This is a genomic window from Paenibacillus sp. JCM 10914 (genome assembly GCF_001315105.1).
Lineage (GTDB): Bacteria > Bacillota > Bacilli > Paenibacillales > Paenibacillaceae > Paenibacillus_AQ.
On the sequence record NZ_BAZR01000028.1, the window covers coordinates 53,809 to 73,679 of the forward strand.

The following is a 19,871-nucleotide window of genomic DNA, read 5'->3' on the forward strand; positions in this document are numbered from 1 at the left end:
TTATAATTTATGGTTAAGAATGGGGGCATGGTACATATCGATTCGACGACTCTTTTCCAAACCCATAAGGACCTGTTATTTGCAATTGCCTATAGAATGCTCGGAACAGCCAACGATGCTGAAGATATTGTGCAAGACACTTTTGTTGATGTGCAGCAAGCAGGCTTTCGACGGGACGTGAAAGATGAGAAAGCGTACCTATGCAAAATCGTGTATAACAAGTGTAAGGATTACATGAGCAAGACCGCAAGGGCGCGTTCAGCTTATCGTGGTCCATGGCTGCCAGAGCCGATGCTGACCGAGGATCCCGCCGAGCGAGTTCTGTTTCAAGAATCTCTGGCGACAGCTTATTTGATCCTGCTGCTGCAACTATCGGAGACAGAACGATCGATATTCGTGCTTAGGCAAGTGGGCAGCTTCAATTATGCGGAAATATCTTATATTGTCGAAAAAAGCGAAGCAAATTGCAGGCAAATCTATCGCCGTGCCAAACAATCGATTGGACAGATCGAGCTACGTTCCATGCCTGATCCAACTCGAACGAGGTTGCTGATCGAACAATTCGTATATGCGCTGCAAAACGGCGATATAGCTAAACTGATGGAATTGCTAGCCGATGATATTGTGTTTGCCGCAGACAGCGGAGGGCAAGTACCCGGTTCTTTGGTTCCTGTACGTACGGCTGAGCGTACCGCCCGTTTTCTCATGAAAACATCCGGTTTCGTGCCTACGGGCATGATTACCGAAATCGAACAGGTCAACGGGCAATGGGGGCTTGTCCTGTCATTGGGAGCGGACATTTTGTATGTATTCTCTTTTCAGCTACACAACGACCGCATTCAAGCCATCTATGCAACGGTTAATCCCGACAAACTGATCTATATCAGGCGACAAAAAAATCGTGTGTGATTGCGATTTCCTGGTTATGTATTCACCTGTTTACTTGAAACATTTTCCTGCCATTACACGTTATATTGTCGAAGGACAATATACTATTACTGATGGGAGGACAATCCATGTTGATCAAGAAGAAATCATGGATCCAACATCCGAGCAAGCGACTAAGCAAGCGTCTTGTATCGGGTATTGTCGCTAGCATACTTACTTTACACGGAATCATGGCTCTAGTGCCGCCACAAGTCCATGCGGAAACCGCCGATTTATCGCTCCGAAACTGGCATTCTTCCTCACATATCTCTGTACCGACGATAAAGCCATCTTGGACGATGCAGGTAGACAATTATCTGAATATGTATGATACCTATGAAGGTCACCATGCCATCGCTGAGGAAGGGAAAATATTTACGTTCGCCGGCAAACAACTGGTTGCTATCGATGCGAAGACAGGGAAACGGTTATGGAGTTATGGCAAGGATCTGCTGCCTTATGTGACGTATGGGGATGGCGTCGTATATGGGCTGTCTGCTGATCAGAAGCGTTTGCTCTTCATGCCAAGACTGGAAAGCTGCAATGGAAGTCCGGCACATCCACATTCATCGATACACGTTTGCGCACTGAGGTAATGATTCCAACATCCGACACGCTTTATGCCATTAATGGCAGCATGACATTTGCATTTGATCGCGCGACAGGCAAACTACGATGGAAGGCCAACGAGCCGTTAGCCGATGGACATGGAACCGCTTATTTGGAAGAAGCGGATGGTGCCATTCTGCGTACGTTTATGGTTCAGGGAGCGCTCACATCCGTTCAGTTGAATGCGTATGACAAGAAGTCGGGCAAGAAGCTTTGGGGACATTTCGGTCAGGGTGAAGCGCTGACAATCAAAGACGGCCTCGTGTATTCGATCGATTACTATTCTCCTCTGTTACTCGATTATCAGTCCGTGCCGGATCGCACAGTGATCGTGAACGCGTATAATCTCAAGAGCGGGATTCAGAAGGGAAGCCGCGAATTCACCTGGAAGTTGGAGCAGGAACCACCGTACGAGCACGGCCACTCTGGCGTATTTTTAAGCGGCGGTAAGTTATATATCGAACAAGGCAATCAGGTGCAGAGTATCGTTTTGACGATTACAAAGCGGGCGAAGCTCCACTGAGAATCTTGCGGCGTCCTTACGGCGAACAGTGGATATTGCTTGGCGTGGTCCAGGAAAGATTAATGTACAGGGATTATAAAACAGGAGAAATGACGGGCGTTAAGCTGGCAAACGGTCAGCCGGTGGAGTTGAGCGGTGACGCTCCGATCTCGCAGCTTGACGTATACGGTAAAGGAATGTACCGAGCGCAGCGCAACGGCACGTTGCTTGGCATTAACATACTGACGGCGAAGCCTGCCTTTAGAGTAACAACAGGGGCAGATCTGCACGAGTCAACCTTGAAGACGGGAGATATGCTGATCGTCCAAGCGGAAGGCAAACTCCTCGGAGTGAAAATACCGGCTTCATTGCGTTAAGCGAATAGGGTTTGAGATCGTTCTATGAATTGACTATAGGGCCGCATACCATGCGGCTCTATTACGTATGTAATCTTAAATTAAGCTATTCATTACCTATATCGGACTCTTTTACCCATGCTATCATGACGATATATCAGGTGCGCAACTGATGTGTAAACGATCAATCCAAGTAAAGGGGATATTAAACATGAGCAAAGACGATATGATCAGATCGATGGTTGCTGATCGCGTAAGCATTACACCACAAGGATTTGTTGCTGATCAATTAAACCCAGCACAGTTTGCAGACTGCCACGAGTTGTTTTTTGACAAAGTATTACAAATTAGTGCATCTGATATTACAGGGATAGCAGGTTATGGTGACTTCGATGAAGGGGGGCGAACAAGCTACAACACCTGCAGGGAGTACCTGAATGATACGTTTGCGGAAGATCGAGAAGGATATTGGTTGAACTGGACGGAATTATACGATACGACCATGTTGGATCGTGATTTTGTGGAGCACTACTTGCAGGAGATGAACGAGAGAATAGATTACTGCGAAGGAAGACGTTACTTGGTCAACAACAATACGTTCTTCGAACTCATGATTACCGATGGCAAGACAACGGTTGGCTTTCCCGATTGGAGTCGGTCCGGCATTTGCGACTTTCTCTTGGATTTTGTGATTATGGACTTGAATAAGCCTTACCTGAAGATACCGGAATTGTTATTCCAGTATGGTGAGAAGAGAGGTATCATCATTCCAGACTTCAAAGAACGTTTCTTATGCATGGCTTATTATAAGGGTATCGATGTCCTGCGGTGGCATGCGTCGATTGATGACACGGAGTCCTGCCGAACGATCATGATCTCCATCCGTGAACTGAAGGATCGTATATATGCGTTATAGAGGATAATCGTATGAATTACGAAAATGCTAATGATATATTGCCAGAGAAGTTGCTAAAGGAAGTCCAGAAATATGCCGCGGGGAAGCTGCTGTATATTCCAACTGAGGATAAAAAAGCCTGGGGCGAAATGTCGGGATACAGGGATCAACTGCAGCGGCGTAACATCATGATTCGCAATAAGTACACGAACGGAATGACGATTTCAGAACTTGCTGACGAATATTACTTGTCTCTGGATTCCATTAAGAAAATTATCTACTCTAAGAAAAATGACAAGCAATTTGCATATGCACCTACTGTCCGTTCAGCAGTTAACTATGCGAGTGTCGGAATGCTCGAAGAATGGATTCAATGTTATCTGCTCCTTACTCGAAAGGCTACGCTTCCTTTACATGAATTTACGAGTGATGATCCTCATTATATTGGCGTCGTCAAATTGCCATTGCGTCTCATTCCATATCAACATATAGAGCCGGGGGGAGCTCATGACAAAGAAATAGATGAGGATATAACGGATTATGCACCGCTTCTAATTCAGTATATGGATGGAAAGTTTTATGATGTCGAGCAGAACGAACGGATAGCTGCTTTGAAACAGCGCAAAGTAAATGCATACCCTGCAATCATCTTCATGAAGGAACCGGAGGATTATAAGAAGTTCATGAAGCTGTATGGAACCGTGCTATTTTTTATGGATCGAATGTAATGCTGCTCCTGGAAAGAGCGCAGATAGCCGCCTCCGTTTGGCGGCTTTTTCTGTGCTGTGCTCTGAGCAGTTTTTTCTATTGACAGAAAATGGAATAGTGATGATAATAATTGTAACTATGGAAAAGGGAGGGGACATAATCATCAGTTTGGAGTAACATGGCAGCAGTAAATATAAGGATTCGGTTGTACCCTTACACATTATCACTTTAAAGGAGTGTAGTCATGTACGAAAAAATCGTAGACATTTTGTGCGCAATCAAAGAAGATCAACCGGAACTTCGCCAATCCCTGTCTCCTGCCACGGAACTGAACAACGATATCGGCCTCGATTCACTGCAGATGATTCAGTTTATGCTCAAAGTCGAGGACCAATTGAACGTCGTCATTGATTATGACCACTTCGATTACGAACATCTTCAGACGATTGACACGTTTATTACCTTCCTCAAAAGCTGCCAGCCTCAGGAGCAAGCTCTGTACGAAGATGTCCAGAAGTAAAGGCGGCACAATTCCCACGATCGTGATGGGCACATTCGATCCCGAAACGCGATGGAGAGATCCGCAGCTTGCCAAACTGCCTGCAATGCCTGATCGGGAGCGAGAATCGATTGTGCTTTGTATGGACGAGCTGCTATTTCCATTCTGCGGGCCGGAGGATATTCTCTACAGCCGCTGCCGAATCGATCCGGCGCTGCTCGAGTACTTGAATGCCTTAGATTTTACATTTCAGAATCGTTATCACTTTGATCTGACTAACGGCACCGAGCCTCTGCCTGAACCAGAAATTTTCAAACAATGCATGTTCGGATTGGCATTGAATCAAGACGCATCCCAGCTTAAGGAAAGTCGGTTATCACCATACGCAATTACAGCAGATACGGGAGCATATTTAGAGGCCAATCCATCGCTGGTGCATCCTTTGCCTGGCCTTGAAACCGTAGTGCGCGTCAACTCCAAGATATATTCGAATCAACTTTTGAATAGAATCGGTGAGAAGTGCTACGGGACTGAAGTAAACAGTGCAGCGGAAATGGTATCAGCCGGTAATCAACTTCTTAAGCAAAGGGCTTATCTGTTGAAGGATCCCTTCGGTGTCTCCGGTAAGGGTAATCTGCTTATCGACAGCGAAACCATGCAGAACAGAATAGCCGAGCACTTGTCTAAGCAGGAGAGAAGTGGATTGCGCTGTCACTTTCTGCTGGAGCCGCTGCTAAGGAAAGAGATCGACTTCAGCTCCCACTGGTATATTGACATGAACGGTGAGAAGAAATTCATCTCTGTCCAACAGATGATCAATCATCAGCAAAATTATAGCGGATCGATCACGGCAGATGATGTTTTTATCCGTTTGCTGGAAACCGCCGGTTATTTCCGTGTGATGGATGAAGCACTCCGGGTCTTGACAGAAGACGGTTATTACGGCTTCGTTTGTTTCGACTCGATGATTCTGGAGGATGGGAATATCGTACCGATTGTAGAGATCAATGCCCGCAAGTCGATGGGTCTCATTAACGCTTATCTTGATCGACGCTGGGCTGCTCACGGTCATACCGGCTGGCTTACATTCTTGTCCCTCGGTCTTCCATTAGATTTTACGTTCGAGCGATTGCTGGATGCGCTGCACGCATCCGGAATTCTGTTAACAACGGAAGAAGGTTATGGCATCGTCCCTCTTTCTTCTAACACGGTTATTGTGAATGAAGTTGTAGCGGCCCGTCGTATCGCCGAGGGAAGACAGGACAGACGCGGGATAGCGAAGGGGCGGCTTTATGCTTCCATAGTGGGCCGTAACGAAGGACATCGCAGTGTGTTGATCGGAAGTTTGCGGCAAACGCTCACCGACCTGTCGATTAAAGTGTATAACTAATCTGCAAACTCGGAGGCTGCGCATGAATTCATCTTCGATTTCTCTGTTAGCGTCAGGCAATTCACTTGGTGCATATGTTCCAGCCATGCACTTGCATACGTACCTGCAAGAAAGGGGCGTTCGTGCAGAGGTTCATGTACTGGAGAATCTGTATCACGAAGAAGTTCGGCGCAAGATCCGCTCTACCAAACAAGCATTTCATGCCGATTTTGCCGTTGCTCTGATGGGCCATAAGCTGGCCAAGCCTGTTGACTCCTCTCTGGATGAGGAGGAAGTTCAGCGATTGTTAGACGCCTGGGAGCGTGAAGGTGTCTCCCGATTTGCCGTGTTTACCGGCTTTTGGCTGCCTATTCTGGAGCGGTATAAGACCATGGCCCGCAACCCACTGGACATTCGTCTGATCCGGTTGGATGCGTGGGATTCGCCGTCGTTTAAGGTACACAAGAACTTATATCCTGGCTACCACAACGACTGGTTCTATGAGCCTTCGCAGTTGTCCCCGATGAGCTACATTGCATCGAACGAGACGGAGCCTCTGCCATACGCGCAACGTGAAGGAGGCATTCTGGTCCATGGCGGTGGCTGGGGAATCGGTACGTATGCCAGCACCATCTCAGAGCTGCAGCATCGTGGTTATCGTCTGGATGTGATCGTCTATGATCCTTCCGAGGTGGAGGAAGATGACGGAGTTACGCGATACTTCGGAACGGAAGCAACCTGGGAGCCGTGGAATCGGGATGCGCAGGGGCGGCATACGTTCCCGCCAATGATTCGTTATGTGCGTAAGGACAACGTTCTTCGGGAGATCCCGCTCAGGGATTACTCCTCTTACACGGACCTGATGCGCAACTGCGCTGCGGTGATCAGCAAGCCGGGAGGAGCGACGCTGAATGACTCGCTGGCCTACGGAATCCCTTTTGTCATGTTGGAGCCGTTCGGCGAGCATGAGCATCACAATTCAATCTATTGGGAAGCTTGTGGTTTCGGAATCCGGTTCGCGGAATGGAAAGCGCGGGATTTCTCGGTACATCATCTTGAGGGAATGCACAGATGTTCGCTGGAGCAGCGTTCACAAATCAACCATTATGGGAGGAACACTTATGCAGCCGAAAACAGCCGTCACGTTTGACCAACTGACTTTTCAAAATATGAAACGAACCTTGGTACCACTCGCGGAAACGGGCAGGAAGCTACGGGAGGACCCGACTTATGCCGCCCCCGTGCCTTATGAGATCGGGATCAAGCTGAATAACGGCTGTAACCTGCGGTGCAAGCATTGTTTCGAATGGAATCCGGACGGCTTCCACCACGGCTTTGCGAAGGAAGTAAAGAAGGACGAGATTGACATTCCTGTCGTGGAGAAGCTGTTAGCCGAGACGATAGAGCGTAAATCACGCGTATTCCTGTGGGGCGGGGAGCCGCTGTTCTACTCCAAGTTCGATGAACTGGCGGAGCTGCTCGCCAAGGAAGACCGATACACAACCATTTGTACTAATGCCATTCTCATTGAGCAGAAGCTCGATTCCATTCTGAAAATGTCGGAGAATCTGGTCATGTTGGTGAGCCTGGAAGGTTTCGAGAAGGAGAATGACGCGATCCGAGGCAAGGGCACATTCAAAAAAGTCATTCATGCGATACAACTGCTGCTGGAACTGCAACAGCAAGGTCTATACAAGGGCAAAGTGTCCGTTGCCTTGACCGTTAATGACCAGATGGTTGGTCAGCTTTACAGCTTCATGGAATTCTTCGAAGAGATGGGCGTAGATTCCGTCTATTTCTGCTTTCCGTGGTACATTCCTTCCGAAACGGCGCAAAAAATGGACACTTACTTTGACGCTCATTTCCCGCACCTAGCCTCTCGCTTTGCGGACAATCACAAGAACAGCTGGCATTCCTTTACGTTCCACATCTCACCGGATCATTTCGACACGTTGATCGAGGAGCTGAAGCGAGTCAACGATCGCGTGTGGAATGTACGCATTCGTTATCAGCCGGCATTGGAGCCAGAAGAGGTGGAAGGTTTCATCCGGGGCAGCGAGAAACCGGCCATGAAGCGGACGAAGTGTTTCTCCATCTCAAATCGAATGGATGTCATGCCGGACGGCAAGGTGAATCCATGCAAGTTCTTCCCGGAATTCAGTGTCGGCAATCTGTACGAAGATAGTGTGGCGGACATATTTCACGGTGAGGATCTGCGTAAACAGCGCGAGGTACTGGCCTGCGGTCTGATGCCGATATGCTCTAAATGCGTACTTTTGTATAACAATGGAGTCTAGCGTTCAAACATCTTACCGTCCATGAAGGGACTACATGCAATTATACAGGAGGAGCAGGGATGGACTTTATCCGTGTGCGGGAGCTGCACAAATCATTTGTGTATTACCGGAAAGAAGCAGGACTTAAACATTCACTGAAAAATCTGTTTGCCCGCAAATCACTCCTGAAGGAAGCGGTTAAATCCGTTTCCTTCGATATTGGACCCGGCGAGTGCGTTGGATTCCTCGGCCCCAACGGGGCGGGGAAGACCACGACGCTGAAGATGTTATCAGGTATTTTGTACCCTACCAGTGGTGAGGCAAGCGTGCTCGGTTATGTGCCTTGGGAGCGCAAGAACGATTTCAAACGACAGTTCTCAATCGTCATGGGTCAGAAAAACCAGCTTTGGTGGGATCTGCCGGCCAGTGAGTCGATTTATCTGAACAAATGCATATATGATGTAGACGATGATCTCTACCGCCGCAATCTAGCCGAACTATCGGAGATGCTTGACGTACAGAAACTCCTGAACGTGCAGGTACGCCGCCTATCGTTGGGTGAACGGATGAAAATGGAACTGATTGCCGCTCTGATTCACCGTCCGAGGCTGTTGTACTTGGACGAGCCGACGATTGGTCTCGACTTTCCTTCGCAGAAGAAGGTCAGGGAATTTCTGAAATATTATAATGAGCAGCATGGTGCAACGATTCTGCTGACGAGCCACTACATGAAGGATGTGGAGGATCTGTGCAAGCGGACGATCATCATTAATGAGGGGAGTCTTCTGTACGACGGCGATCTTCACAAGATCAACCATTTATTTGGCGAGCACAAAATTATTAGGCTGCAGTTCTCCGAGCCGGTTGCGCAGCAGCGACTGGCCCCATACGGAAAAATTGTGAGCCACGACGATTACAATGCTGTACTGGAGCTGCCGAAGTACCGGATGAAGGAAGTATCGCGCGCAGTGCTCGATTCGTTTGATATTTTGGATTGGACGATTGAGGACGTTCCGATTGAGGAGAGTATATCAAGATTGTACCGCAAGGAATCTGTCGGATGAACAGACGCAGATTGTACACGGCTGTTTTTTCGATGGGGATTCAGCACTCGATGGAATACCGGTTCCATTTCTTCCTCGGTCTGCTTGGAGCTGCGTTTCCGATCCTCGTTCAATACTTTATCTGGACAGCGGTGTACCGGCATTCCGGCGAGACGGCACTGTTCTCGTACTCGTATCATCAAATTATTCTGTACACGATCTTGGCCGGGCTGGTGTCCAAGCTGATCGCGACCCAGTTCGAGCACCAGATCGTCGACGATATCAAGAACGGCGGACTCAACAAGTATCTGATCAAGCCGGTCAGCTATTTCGGATATCGGCTGGTGTCTTTTCTAGGACAGAAGGCGATCTATTACGCGATTACGGCATTAGTGCTTGTAGGGATCATTGGGTTCGCCGCTGCTGGGGGCGTGCTCAAGCTAGAGGCTGTAAGGCTGATTCTGTTCGTCGTCACGTTGTGGGGGGCGCTCTTGCTCAACTTCCTGATCGCCTACTGCATCTGTGCAAGTGCCTTTTATTTGAATGAAATTTCGTATTTCTTTGTCATTACTAGTCTGCTCGTCAACATCCTGAGCGGTGGTATGTTTCCGTTAGAGATTTTCGGGGAGGCGATCGTGAAAGCACTGCAGTATACCCCCTTTCCGTACACCATTTATTTTCCGGTCAATGTCCTTAGTGGCAAATCGGAAGTGGGGACAATGTACACGGGCCTACTCATCCAGTGTGGGTGGATCGGGCTATTCTTCTGGCTTTCCCGACTGACATGGCGAGTCTCCATGCAGAAATATTCGGCGGTCGGGGGGTAGTGGCTATTCGTATGTTTAGGATCATGAGAAAATACGTTACCTTATACGGTATGTTCATTAAAAATTGCCTCATCGCGCAGATGGAATTCCGGAGCAACTTTATGATGAGTCTCCTGGTGGAATCCGTCTACCTGCTCGCCAAGCTGTTATACGTGCTTGTTGTGTTTCGCACCGATCTACACGTTGACGGTATACCGCCTGAAGGGCTGCTACTGTTTCTTGGCATGCATACGGTTGTAACCGGCATTTATATGGGGATGTTCTTCACCAACTTTACGAATATTTCGGAATACATTAAGGACGGCCGGCTTGATCTCATGCTGACCAAACCGGTTTCACTCCAATTCATGGCTTCCTTGCGTTACGTCGATTTGGCGCTGCCGATCCCTGATATTGTAGTAGGTTTGGTTATGATCGGTATCGGCTGGCATGCGATGGACATTCCACTGACGTTACTGCAACTTGGCGGGTTTATGTTGCTGTTGCTCGTAGCCGTAGTCATCACCTACTGCCTGATGATCATCCGGCGCTGTTGTCATTCTGGTTCGTTCAAACAGGTTCTGCGTCGGAGATGGCCCATTCCGCCTGGGACGCGAACAATTTCCCCATGGCCATTTATCCGACCTGGATCCGCCGAATCGGAACCTTTGTCATTCCGCTATTCCTCATTACCAATTTCGGACCAATGTTTCTGCTGGGGCAGCTCGATTGGCTCCATGTAGGACTGGCGCTGGTCGGATCGCTTCTGCTCTTATCTATCATACGACTGATTTGGAAACAGGCCGTGAGGGGTTATAGCAGTGCAAGCAGTTAAGAAGAGAGGGGAGAGGTCATGAAAGCTGTGCAGCTTCCGGTGTCGAATCCGCCGCTTAAAGGATTTTTGCGATGGGCTTACACGCTTTCGATCACCAGCGCTCATGAAGAAACGATTCCTTGGTATTACAGTAATTTTATTCAATTGTCTTGCAACAAAACATTCTTGGAGGATGGCAGTCAGTTCTATATCGATTTCTTTCGTGGCAAGCCCAACGAATTGAACTTTAACAACCCGTTTTTGCTGACGTGCTCTGTCAATTATACGATTATGCAGCATTTGGCGCTTGATGCCTGGCCGCAGTTTTTCGCAGATCAAATTCGCAATGGCTACTATTGCGTTGTGTTTCTGGACGAGGCCAAGCTATCGCTAGCAGCCTCTTACGAGAAAGAGCCGTTTCCTCATCATCTTTTTCTCTATGGTTACGATGGGGAACAAAATATCTTCAACGCTTCCATGTTCGATCGTACAGGGGTATATCGGAATGTGGTCATCCCGTTCACCGAGTTCCAGGATGCTGTTCATTCTATGAGACATCTGCTGCAGGAAGGATTCACCGCAGATCATCACACGTACTTCTACAAATACGAGCCGCATTCCCTATATCCTTTCGATCGCTTGGCTGCGATAGATCAGCTGCGAGATTACCTAAACGAAGAGACCCATTTAAATCGGATTAACTACAATCCTGACAACGAGCAAGCTTTCGGAATGAAGGTCTACGACTATTTGCAAATGTACTATGATGCTGTAGAGAGCAACGATTCACGGCTCGGTGACCGTAACGATGTCAGGCACCTGCACGTGCTCTGGGAGCACAAAAAAATGATGAGCGAGCGGATCGGATACTTGGTAGATGAGGGGATCATCCCGTATGACAAAGAGCTTGTGGAAGGCTATCAGGATATAACCCAGAGAGCATTAAAGCTCAGAGATCAGTACATCCGCCATGAAATTCGCGAAGATAAGGAGATGTTTGAACGGCTAAAGCTCCGATTCGAACAATTTCGTGATGAAGAGCCTCAGCTCTTGCATAAATTGCTGCTGCTGCTTGAAGGCTCAACATAGTTGGTATGAACAATTTTTCTGCTTCACTCCGCCCCCGGCAGGGACGGAGTTTTTTGCGCGGGCAGAGCTTCATGAGCCGTATGTTGAAATGAAGGATGCACACGCCTATAATCTATACAGAATGAGGAGAGGACTGTGAGAATGGATGACCGAGGCATTTGTATCCTCCCATAGCACACGTACAGGACCGTGCCGCACGGTCATTTTCTTTTTCGCTGGTGTACTGACGTATCGGAATAATTTTGAAGCGGCTGCCCGTGAAATTGCGAAGCGGTATCATGATGCCAAAATCGTGATGATCTTCCCCTATGGGATGGCAAATGGAATTGCGGGTTCCGCACTCTTGCGACTACTGGCCCGGCAGCTTACTCAGATCGGTTATGACTTTACTCGTGAACAGTCACGGCGGGTAGCGACGGCAGCGGAAATCATTCGCGAACATGCAGCAGCGGTAGACCATATCATCCTGATCGGACACAGTGCCGGAGGGGTGGTCGCCTATCGGACGGGTTTGTATTTGGAAGAGACATGCGGCTTCCCGCAAGTCCAGGTATTCGCTGTAGGCTGTCCTAAGTTTTTCATCAAAGACATCGCATATAACGAAAGATTCACCTATATTACGGGGCAGAACCCGGACAGAATCACCCAGATCGGCAGGTGGCGCAAGCCCGGCTCGAAATTGTACAGAGGAAAGCCCGGGCGAGAGCTCCAGATCGAGTTTAATCCTGGGCATCAAGGGTGGCGGTTTCACGCATCGTATTTTCTGGATTCCGTCTGGACTGACGCTAACGAAGTGTTCCGTTCCAATTCGGAGGAATTGATTGCTAGAATTCATGATATGTATTCGGGTGAATGTTAGTGGGCCAAATATCTATTATGTAAACTTGATGAATGGTTAAAGACAAATAGTTAGTAGTGCTACTAAATCTGGATTTTTTGATTGCGTTAAGGAGAATATTATACTTTAAATACAACTTCCAGAGGTGGCCTAAGAATCATGAGAAAGTGTCTCTTTATCTGTATAGTGTTCGCTGGCTTAATTTCGCATCATTCATCAGCGATGGCTAGCTATATTCAACCTAAGATACTAACAGATGATCTATTATCCATTGAAGTAATAAGCTCACATGGAGATACCCGATTGTTCAAGCAAACGGATGGATATGAAGAAGTCATGATTCGTAAGGTAATCCATTGGATAAATACATCCAGTCTTACGGATGGGCCAACAAAGTTAAAGTTTAAAATTCCGGCTACCCAAATGGTGATAAGCATGAAGAGCGGGGATGTTGCCACCGTTGAACCAGCCTATAATTGCATAAATGACAAGCAGCGTACGGAATGTATTATATCAGAGGGTGAAGTGGTATTCACTCTTGAAAATCAAAAGTATCGTCTAAGATCACCCAAACTATATGATTGGCTCATGGTTGGTTGGAAAAATGAGAATATTGGAGTTTCTAACGGAGAGTTGCTTGAAGAAACACTGTATTTCAGATACTTTCCATATCTGGAGAATACCTACGCCGATTTTATAATGTGTCCTCGTATAGATATAATCGAAAGAATATACGGCGATACAAGAAGACATGTCGTTCATGCAAGCGCCTTGAATTATAGTTCACATCATGATGGTGTTTTCTATGATCGGATTCATATTACGTTAACTGATTCACCCGACAATGGGGTGAAAATAACTCATGTTGCCATTCAACGAAGTATTTCAGAAGAGGAAAGCCGTGTTCAATGCCGACGGTAGAATAATCCCCAAAGTATTTAGTTCACATCGTCGTGCTATAAATGGTATGAAGCACCTACATGCCTATAATGATCTTGATACTATAAATCGACCCACAAACAGGCCGCTCTATGATAGTGAGCTGTAGTGGGTCTTTTTTTATCAGATCATCGTTACCGATTTTTTCTTATAGTTGTGAACCTAATCTCGTCTTTGACGTTCTAATCATTAGATAGATTGAGAGGAAAGGGGAATCTGTGTGGATTTATCGGAGAAAGCAGCACTTGCAAGAGAAGGGAACAAGGACGCTTTCGTGGATTTAATACGTGCGGTACAACAAAGCTTATATGTCATAGCCAGATCGATGGTCCGCAAGGATGAAGATATTGCAGATGCAATGCAGGAGACGATCACCAAGGCATTTTCTAATGTACATACATTGAAAGAACCTGCTTATTTTCGAACATGGATCATTCGGATTTTGATTAATGAGTGTAACGGAATTCTTAGGAAAAAGAAGCGAGTTCACCCCGTCCCATATGATATGCGACAGGCATCGTATACGGGAGCATATGAGCAGATCGAACTATTTGAAGTAATTGACGAACTGGATGAACAGCTTCAAACCATCGTGATGCTATATTACATAGAGGATTTATCAGTCAAGGAAATATCCAAGGTGCTTGCCATTTCCGAAGGAACGGTAAAATCGCGTTTATTCAGGGCCAGGCAGCAACTGTCTCGGCTCGTCCTGGGGAAAGGAGAGGTCAAACATGAATTATCATGATCCGATTGACCGTGAGCTGGAACAATTACTCAAGTCCAGTACAGACAAGGTGGTCATCCCCGATACGGTACTGCTCGCGGTGGAGAACGCACTTTCCTCACTTCCTGAGCAGAAGGTGAAACCAAGATTTTCAGCCAAACGATGGAGATGGGCAGCAGCTGTCTTCGCGCTCATATTTGTCATTGGAACGGTTTCAATCTTTACGGTTCCGACCTTTGCCGAAATGATCAGGTCCTTGTTCGCCAAGGACCACCCGGATATTGGACTTCTTCGTGCGCAGGAGTTGGGTTTGGTGCATGACCCCCAAATCAATGTGAAGGATAAGGGTTACACGTTGGAGATTAATGAAGCTGTTGCCGATCCGACGCGCGTGACAATGGCTCTTCAGCTTTTTGATAGCAGAGGGAAGCACGTTCGCGACAAGTTAATCTTGACAGAGCCGAACCAAATTACGATCAAAGATGATAACGGTAACCTGGTGAAGACCATGTACGACATGGGTTACACCAACGATTTCTATTATATGGTTGCTTTTTTTGGCGAACCGCTGCAAACGGAGAAGATTACCATCGAGGGAAACATTACGACTTTAGGCAGTCGCGGTCAGCCTCAAACCGAAGGAGATTGGAAGTTCAGCTTTGACATGGATATGAGAGAGGCTAACAAGAAGACGCAGATTGAGGAGCTTTCAGGCAGTTATACCACCCCTCATGGAATGACTGTTACATTGAAAAGTCTGACCCGGATGGTGCAAGGCGTACGGCTCGAGTTGGAGACTGAGCTTGATGAAGTCGCAATGACGAGGTCTCCGGGTGATTTATGGGAGAAGCAGATGCTGAGCTTTCATTTCGAGACTCTACAGGGGGAAGAGATTCATTCGGTTAATCCGAGAAAAAGTTATTACAAGGACGGTCGGATGACGTCTGAACATAAGTCAATTGGTCATGGGAAAGTACTATGGAGTTATACTTTTAAGCATCTGCCTGAGGAAGAACCGTTCCGTTTAGTCCTGGATGGGTACACGGTCGCTGAAGTTGACGGAAGCCAGATTTCCTATAGGCCGTCAGAACAGACGGAGCCCCAATCTTTTAAAATATTGAATGATAACGTGGAAATAGTAGGAACATCCCTTGAGGAATCGCAAAGCGGAGATGGTACTAATGAAACAGCCATCTCATTCTATGGGGAAATGGAGAATGAAATCACTCATACGGAATGGAAAGCGTACGACTCAACAGGGAGGCAATATGATGTAAGTATGAGAGGGGGAGCATCGGTAATTAATGCACTTTCTGATGATTGGAGAGAGGGATTAATCGGCATGGGGGATCGCACAAATCAGCAGCCGATTGAATTCCGAATTCCGGGGTTAGATCAGATCCCCGAGGAACTGACTCTCGTAAGGGAAGTCGTCGATAAACGTTACAAAGACCCTGACTGGTCTGTGATATTTAATAAGTAGAGAAGAAGCCTCTCATGACCGAATATCGTCATGAGAGGCTTTTTCATTGATGTTGATGAGACACAGCTTAATAGATTCGGTAGTTGCCACTTAAAGCTAACAAGCTAAAGAAGTACAAACAATTATCATAGTATCGACGAACCCCTTGTCGCAGCGGGGTTTTCCAGAACTGATGGACAAAATGTGCGGCGTCAGGACCATCAGCAGCCAATGAAGCCATAGCGTTCGTGGCTAGAAGACCAATCGGATGCAGCGCAGGTTCTTCGAACGGCCGTCCATCAATCGTGTATCGGCGATAGTTGGACACATCGATATCACGAAAGAAACGCTGTAGTCGATTCGACTGTTCGATCTGCCAAGGATCAGCGCGGAACCATTCCCAATCAAGGCCAATGTTCGCCGCAACTCGGTAGGCGTCGCTGTAGAAGTGGCGAAAGTCCCCATGGCGCTGGATTTCGGCCGGCGTCCCGTCATAATTTGCATATTCCGGAGATAATCCCGTCTTCGGATGGCAAGCCGTATGAAGGTAAGCTCGGCTAGCCGCCGCCGCTTCCTTCCAGAAAGGCCGATCCTGTTCGTCCGAGCGCTCAGCGAAAAGCTCGTAGAAATGCGGCAGGTGATAGGAGGGATCGCTGAAAGTAGACTCGGGTACGAATCGAATTAGTTTCGTTGCGGGGTCCCACATCGGATCCCCTTCACCATGCTCGCCTTGATGAACGCAAGCTCGCAGGACCGTTCTCGCTTGAACCGCATAGTCATATGGCGGGAGACCGTCTCCCCAACGGTGCGAGGCAAAGAACAGGGCCATGGCAAAAAACTCCTCGCCATCTGGTGCCGGTCCTTGCGATAGACGGGTGCCGTCCGGTTTGCAGTGCCAGGCAAAATAGTCCTTGTAACGGCCATCCGTATGCTGCATGAACGTTTTTGCGTAATTCCACAACCGATTGAAGATGTCTTGGTCGTTCATCTGGACAGCCATCATCATGCCGTAGGACATGCCTTCAGATCGTACATCTGAATTACCGGTATCGAGAAAATACCCTTTATCGTCGCCGAACGGATAATAGATTCGAATGTCTTCCTCGCCGTCGATTAAATCTTGCCATGCCCGATCTACTTTCTCGCGAATGGCTTCCTTAGAATATCCCATTGCTTGAAAAAAGTTCGTATATTCACCTGTTACATAAGCACCTTGAGTTGAGATTGTCATTCCATTCCCTCCTGAAGAAGTCGTTTTGCTATTCTGATCGTATCATGAGCAATGGTTCAAAAATCTCAGTATTTACCTTAGAAATGTTATGAGTTACCGGGCTGTATCACAGAAGTTGTGTGAATCGACCCAAAATATTGGGATACAACCCCAAAAATGGAACCTATGATTCTCTTGTTTTATTCGCTAGAATGAAATTGATCTTATCTGTAAGCGTTTTCTTAAGCGGTTACAGGTGAAGAATCTTACATTTTAAGGGAGGGTATTTATGAGGCGTTTACGCACAATGGAAAGGCGATTTATGCAAAAAGCGTTATGTTTGTTCTTAGCGATAGGGATGCTGGCCAGCATTAGTCTATGGCAGCCTGCTGAGGTTGATGGCGCGGAGGCGGCAGCAACCACGGTTACTTCCATGAGTTACTTCTCGGCAGCAGATGGCCCTGTCATCTCCAAATCAGGAGTGGGACAGGCTAGTTATGGCTTTGTTATGCCGATATTCAACGGTGGCTCTGCCACTTGGAATGATGTGGCCCAAGATGTAGGGGTCCGAGTAAAAGTCGGCAGCAACTGGGTCGATATCGACAGTGTCAGCAGCTTTATCTACAACCAGAACTGGGGACATTGGAGCGACGGCGGTTTTACAGGCTATTGGTTCACGCTCTCCGCAACGACTGAGATTCAGCTGTACTCCAAAGCGAATGGAGTCACATTAAACTACACGCTGGTGTTCCAGAATATTAACAAAACGACAATCACGTCCATGACTCCAACCCAAGGGCCACAGCTTACAGCAAGTTTCACGGGTGGAGCTGGTTTTACCTATCCTACGTTCAACAACGATCCGGCGGTAACATATGAAGCCGTCGCTGATGATTTGAAGGTATTTGTAAAGCCAATCAACAGCGGCACATGGATTGATATCGACAATAACGCTGCCAGCGGCTGGATCTATGATCAGAACTTCGGTCAATTCACCGACGGTGGCGGCGGGTATTGGTTTAACGTGACAGAGTCCATCAACGTCAAATTGGAATCCAGAACGTCAAGTTCTAACCTCATATACACGATCACGTTTAATCAACCTGTAAGAAATTCGTATACGCTTACCCCTTATGAAGGAACAACCTTCACCGCAGATGCAAGCGGAGCGATCGGCATACCGCTGCCTAAGATCGATGGAGGCGCGCCTATCGGCTCGGAACTCGATAATTTCGTGTACCAAATCAATATCAATGGGCAATGGGTCAATATGGGAGATTCCGGACAAAGCGGATTTACATACTCCGCCAACGGCTACAACAATATGTCGGACGCTAATCAATGGGGATACTGGGCCGACTACATCTATGGACTATGGTTTCAACCCATCCAGGTAGACATGCAGATCCGAATCGGTTATCCATTAAACGGACAAAAGGGTGGTAGCGTGGGCAACAATTACGTCAACTATACGCTAATCGGCAATCCAGATGCACCGCGTCCGGATGTCAGCGATCAAGAAGACATTGCCATCGGAACGCCGACCAATCCGGCCATCGAAGGCATGAATTTGATCTGGCAAGATGAGTTTAACGGAACTACGTTGGATATGAGCAAATGGAATTATGAAGAAGGCTATTACCTCAATGATGATCCGAATACATGGGGTTGGGGAAATGCGGAATTGCAGCACTACACGAACAGTTCGCAGAACGTATTCGTACAGGATGGAAAGCTGAACATTCGGGCATTGAATGATTCGAAGTCTTTCCCGCAGGATCCGAATCGGTATGCACAATATTCATCGGGCAAGATAAATACGAAGAATCACTTTACTCTGAAGTATGGGCGTGTGGACTTCCGTGCCAAGCTGCCGACCGGCAATGGCATATGGCCGGCATTGTGGATGCTTCCGCAAGACAGCCCTTACGGAGTATGGGCAGCATCTGGCGAAATCGACGTAATGGAAGCGAGAGGACGCTTGCCTGGTTCCACGAGCGGAGCCGTACACTTCGGTGGAACATGGCCAGCGAACCAACATATTTCTGGTGAATATCATTTCCCAGCAGGGCAGAGCATTGATAATGACTTCCATGTGTATTCCGTAGTGTGGGAAGAGGATAACATCAAATGGTATGTGGATGGCAAGTTCTTCTTCAAAGTGACCAATCAACAATGGTATTCATTAGCTGCACCGAATAACCCGAATGCACCGTTCGACGAGCCGTTCTATCTTATTATGAATCTGGCGCTCGGCGGGAATTTTGACGGAGGTATTTCCCCGGGGCCGTCTGATATACCGGCTACAATGCAGGTGGATTATGTTCGGGTCTATAAAGATAACGGTGGCAGCGGGAACCCTGGAACCCCATCGCCTGGGGAAGTTATTATCGGCGATGAGGTGCGTGGCCTGAAGAAGACCGGCAACGATCTGTTGTTCTACGTTAACGGCGCCACTTTTGCCGATCTGCACTACAAGATCAACAATGGTGGACAGTTAAATGTAGCAATGACACCTACTGGCAACGGGAACTATACGTATGCCGTTAATAATCTGCAGCAAGGAGATACGGTAGAGTACTTCTTCACCTATAATCCGGGGCAAGGTGCATTGGATACGCCGTGGTACACTTATGTACATGGCGTGACCCAGGGATCAGCGGGGTAGGGAGAGACCGTCTTTTGATTTCATGCCGAGCAAGCGGGAAGCTATATAGCTTCCCGCTTGTTTTTATGACCCGTTCTTCCGAGATCAGGAGCGGAGCGTTACGTGTACAAAGCACAAAAAAAAAGCCGCATAAT

20 protein-coding genes and 1 pseudogene are annotated in these 19,871 nt (G+C 47.5%); 20 read left to right on the forward strand and 1 reads right to left on the reverse strand.

From position 1 onward, the window contains the following. Window positions 1-27: 27 nt before the first annotated feature. From JCM10914_RS22725 to JCM10914_RS22800, 19 genes and pseudogenes are all read left to right on the forward strand, one after another. Complete coding sequence (locus JCM10914_RS22725; RefSeq protein ID WP_052019900.1) at window positions 28-909, forward strand: sigma-70 family RNA polymerase sigma factor; 882 nt, start codon at window positions 28-30, stop codon at window positions 907-909. A 107-nt stretch (window positions 910-1,016) separates the two neighbouring features. Next, window positions 1,017-1,523, forward strand: a complete 507-nt coding sequence (locus tag JCM10914_RS30850) for a hypothetical protein (RefSeq protein ID WP_023965108.1) — start codon at window positions 1,017-1,019, stop codon at window positions 1,521-1,523. Continuing rightward, entirely contained in the window at window positions 1,496-2,059 is a 564-nt protein-coding gene (locus JCM10914_RS30855; protein ID WP_231638741.1) for a PQQ-like beta-propeller repeat protein, read from the forward strand. Before JCM10914_RS30850 ends, JCM10914_RS30855 begins: the two co-directional genes overlap by 28 nt. An 89-nt stretch (window positions 2,060-2,148) precedes the next feature. Next, window positions 2,149-2,415, forward strand: coding sequence for a hypothetical protein (locus tag JCM10914_RS30860; RefSeq protein ID WP_231638740.1), 267 nt, complete (start codon window positions 2,149-2,151; stop codon window positions 2,413-2,415). Window positions 2,416-2,605: 190 nt separating this feature from the next. Beyond that, window positions 2,606-3,310, forward strand: a complete 705-nt coding sequence (locus JCM10914_RS22735; RefSeq protein WP_023965114.1) for a hypothetical protein — start codon at window positions 2,606-2,608, stop codon at window positions 3,308-3,310. 11 nt (window positions 3,311-3,321) lie between these two features. Next, window positions 3,322-4,017, forward strand: coding sequence for a CD3324 family protein (locus JCM10914_RS32005; protein ID WP_023965116.1), 696 nt, complete (start codon window positions 3,322-3,324; stop codon window positions 4,015-4,017). 224 nt (window positions 4,018-4,241) lie between these two features. Further along, window positions 4,242-4,517, forward strand: a complete 276-nt coding sequence (locus JCM10914_RS22745; protein ID WP_023965118.1) for an acyl carrier protein — start codon at window positions 4,242-4,244, stop codon at window positions 4,515-4,517. Next, window positions 4,504-5,886, forward strand: coding sequence for a hypothetical protein (locus JCM10914_RS22750; protein WP_023965120.1), 1,383 nt, complete (start codon window positions 4,504-4,506; stop codon window positions 5,884-5,886). Before JCM10914_RS22745 ends, JCM10914_RS22750 begins: the two co-directional genes overlap by 14 nt. 22 nt (window positions 5,887-5,908) lie before the next feature. After that, window positions 5,909-7,015: a hypothetical protein gene (locus tag JCM10914_RS22755; protein WP_023965122.1), complete on the forward strand. Its 1,107-nt coding sequence runs from the start codon at window positions 5,909-5,911 to the stop codon at window positions 7,013-7,015. Next, on the forward strand, window positions 6,987-8,162 hold the full coding sequence (locus JCM10914_RS22760; protein WP_023965124.1) for a radical SAM protein: 1,176 nt from the start codon (window positions 6,987-6,989) through the stop codon (window positions 8,160-8,162). The genes JCM10914_RS22755 and JCM10914_RS22760 overlap by 29 nt, the downstream gene beginning before the upstream one ends. A 59-nt stretch (window positions 8,163-8,221) precedes the next feature. Continuing rightward, window positions 8,222-9,205, forward strand: coding sequence for an ATP-binding cassette domain-containing protein (locus JCM10914_RS22765; RefSeq protein ID WP_023965126.1), 984 nt, complete (start codon window positions 8,222-8,224; stop codon window positions 9,203-9,205). Next, window positions 9,202-10,011 (forward strand): ABC-2 family transporter protein, encoded by an 810-nt coding sequence (locus JCM10914_RS22770; protein ID WP_023965127.1) that lies wholly within the window; start codon window positions 9,202-9,204, stop codon window positions 10,009-10,011. The genes JCM10914_RS22765 and JCM10914_RS22770 overlap by 4 nt, the downstream gene beginning before the upstream one ends. A 104-nt stretch (window positions 10,012-10,115) precedes the next feature. Continuing rightward, window positions 10,116-10,475 (forward strand): annotated as a pseudogene (locus JCM10914_RS31510) (ABC-2 family transporter protein); the annotation flags it as partial. A gap of 107 nt (window positions 10,476-10,582) precedes the next feature. Then, window positions 10,583-10,825 (forward strand): ABC-2 family transporter protein, encoded by a 243-nt coding sequence (locus tag JCM10914_RS31515; protein WP_269433917.1) that lies wholly within the window; start codon window positions 10,583-10,585, stop codon window positions 10,823-10,825. Window positions 10,826-10,843: 18 nt separating this feature from the next. Then, window positions 10,844-11,893 carry a hypothetical protein gene (locus JCM10914_RS22780; protein ID WP_023965131.1) on the forward strand — a complete coding sequence of 350 codons (1,050 nt, stop codon included), beginning with the start codon at window positions 10,844-10,846 and terminating at the stop codon, window positions 11,891-11,893. A 145-nt stretch (window positions 11,894-12,038) separates the two neighbouring features. Next, on the forward strand, window positions 12,039-12,752 hold the full coding sequence (locus JCM10914_RS22785; protein WP_023965132.1) for a hypothetical protein: 714 nt from the start codon (window positions 12,039-12,041) through the stop codon (window positions 12,750-12,752). A 282-nt stretch (window positions 12,753-13,034) separates the two neighbouring features. Further along, window positions 13,035-13,652 carry a hypothetical protein gene (locus JCM10914_RS22790; RefSeq protein ID WP_148300247.1) on the forward strand — a complete coding sequence of 206 codons (618 nt, stop codon included), beginning with the start codon at window positions 13,035-13,037 and terminating at the stop codon, window positions 13,650-13,652. Window positions 13,653-13,890: 238 nt separating this feature from the next. Beyond that, window positions 13,891-14,418, forward strand: coding sequence for a sigma-70 family RNA polymerase sigma factor (locus tag JCM10914_RS22795; RefSeq protein ID WP_023965136.1), 528 nt, complete (start codon window positions 13,891-13,893; stop codon window positions 14,416-14,418). After that, a complete protein-coding gene (locus JCM10914_RS22800) occupies window positions 14,405-15,880 on the forward strand; it encodes a DUF4179 domain-containing protein (RefSeq protein ID WP_023965138.1) in 1,476 nt (491 codons plus the stop codon). Before JCM10914_RS22795 ends, JCM10914_RS22800 begins: the two co-directional genes overlap by 14 nt. Before the next feature lie 67 nt (window positions 15,881-15,947). Here JCM10914_RS22800 and JCM10914_RS22805 read toward each other — a convergent pair whose 3' ends face one another. Then, complete coding sequence (locus tag JCM10914_RS22805) at window positions 15,948-17,090, reverse strand: glycosyl hydrolase family 8 (protein WP_023965141.1); 1,143 nt, start codon at window positions 17,088-17,090, stop codon at window positions 15,948-15,950. Window positions 17,091-17,358: 268 nt separating this feature from the next. Between JCM10914_RS22805 and JCM10914_RS22810 the strand changes: the two genes are divergently transcribed. Beyond that, window positions 17,359-19,737, forward strand: a complete 2,379-nt coding sequence (locus tag JCM10914_RS22810) for a glycoside hydrolase family 16 protein (protein ID WP_023965143.1) — start codon at window positions 17,359-17,361, stop codon at window positions 19,735-19,737. Window positions 19,738-19,871: the final 134 nt, after the last annotated feature.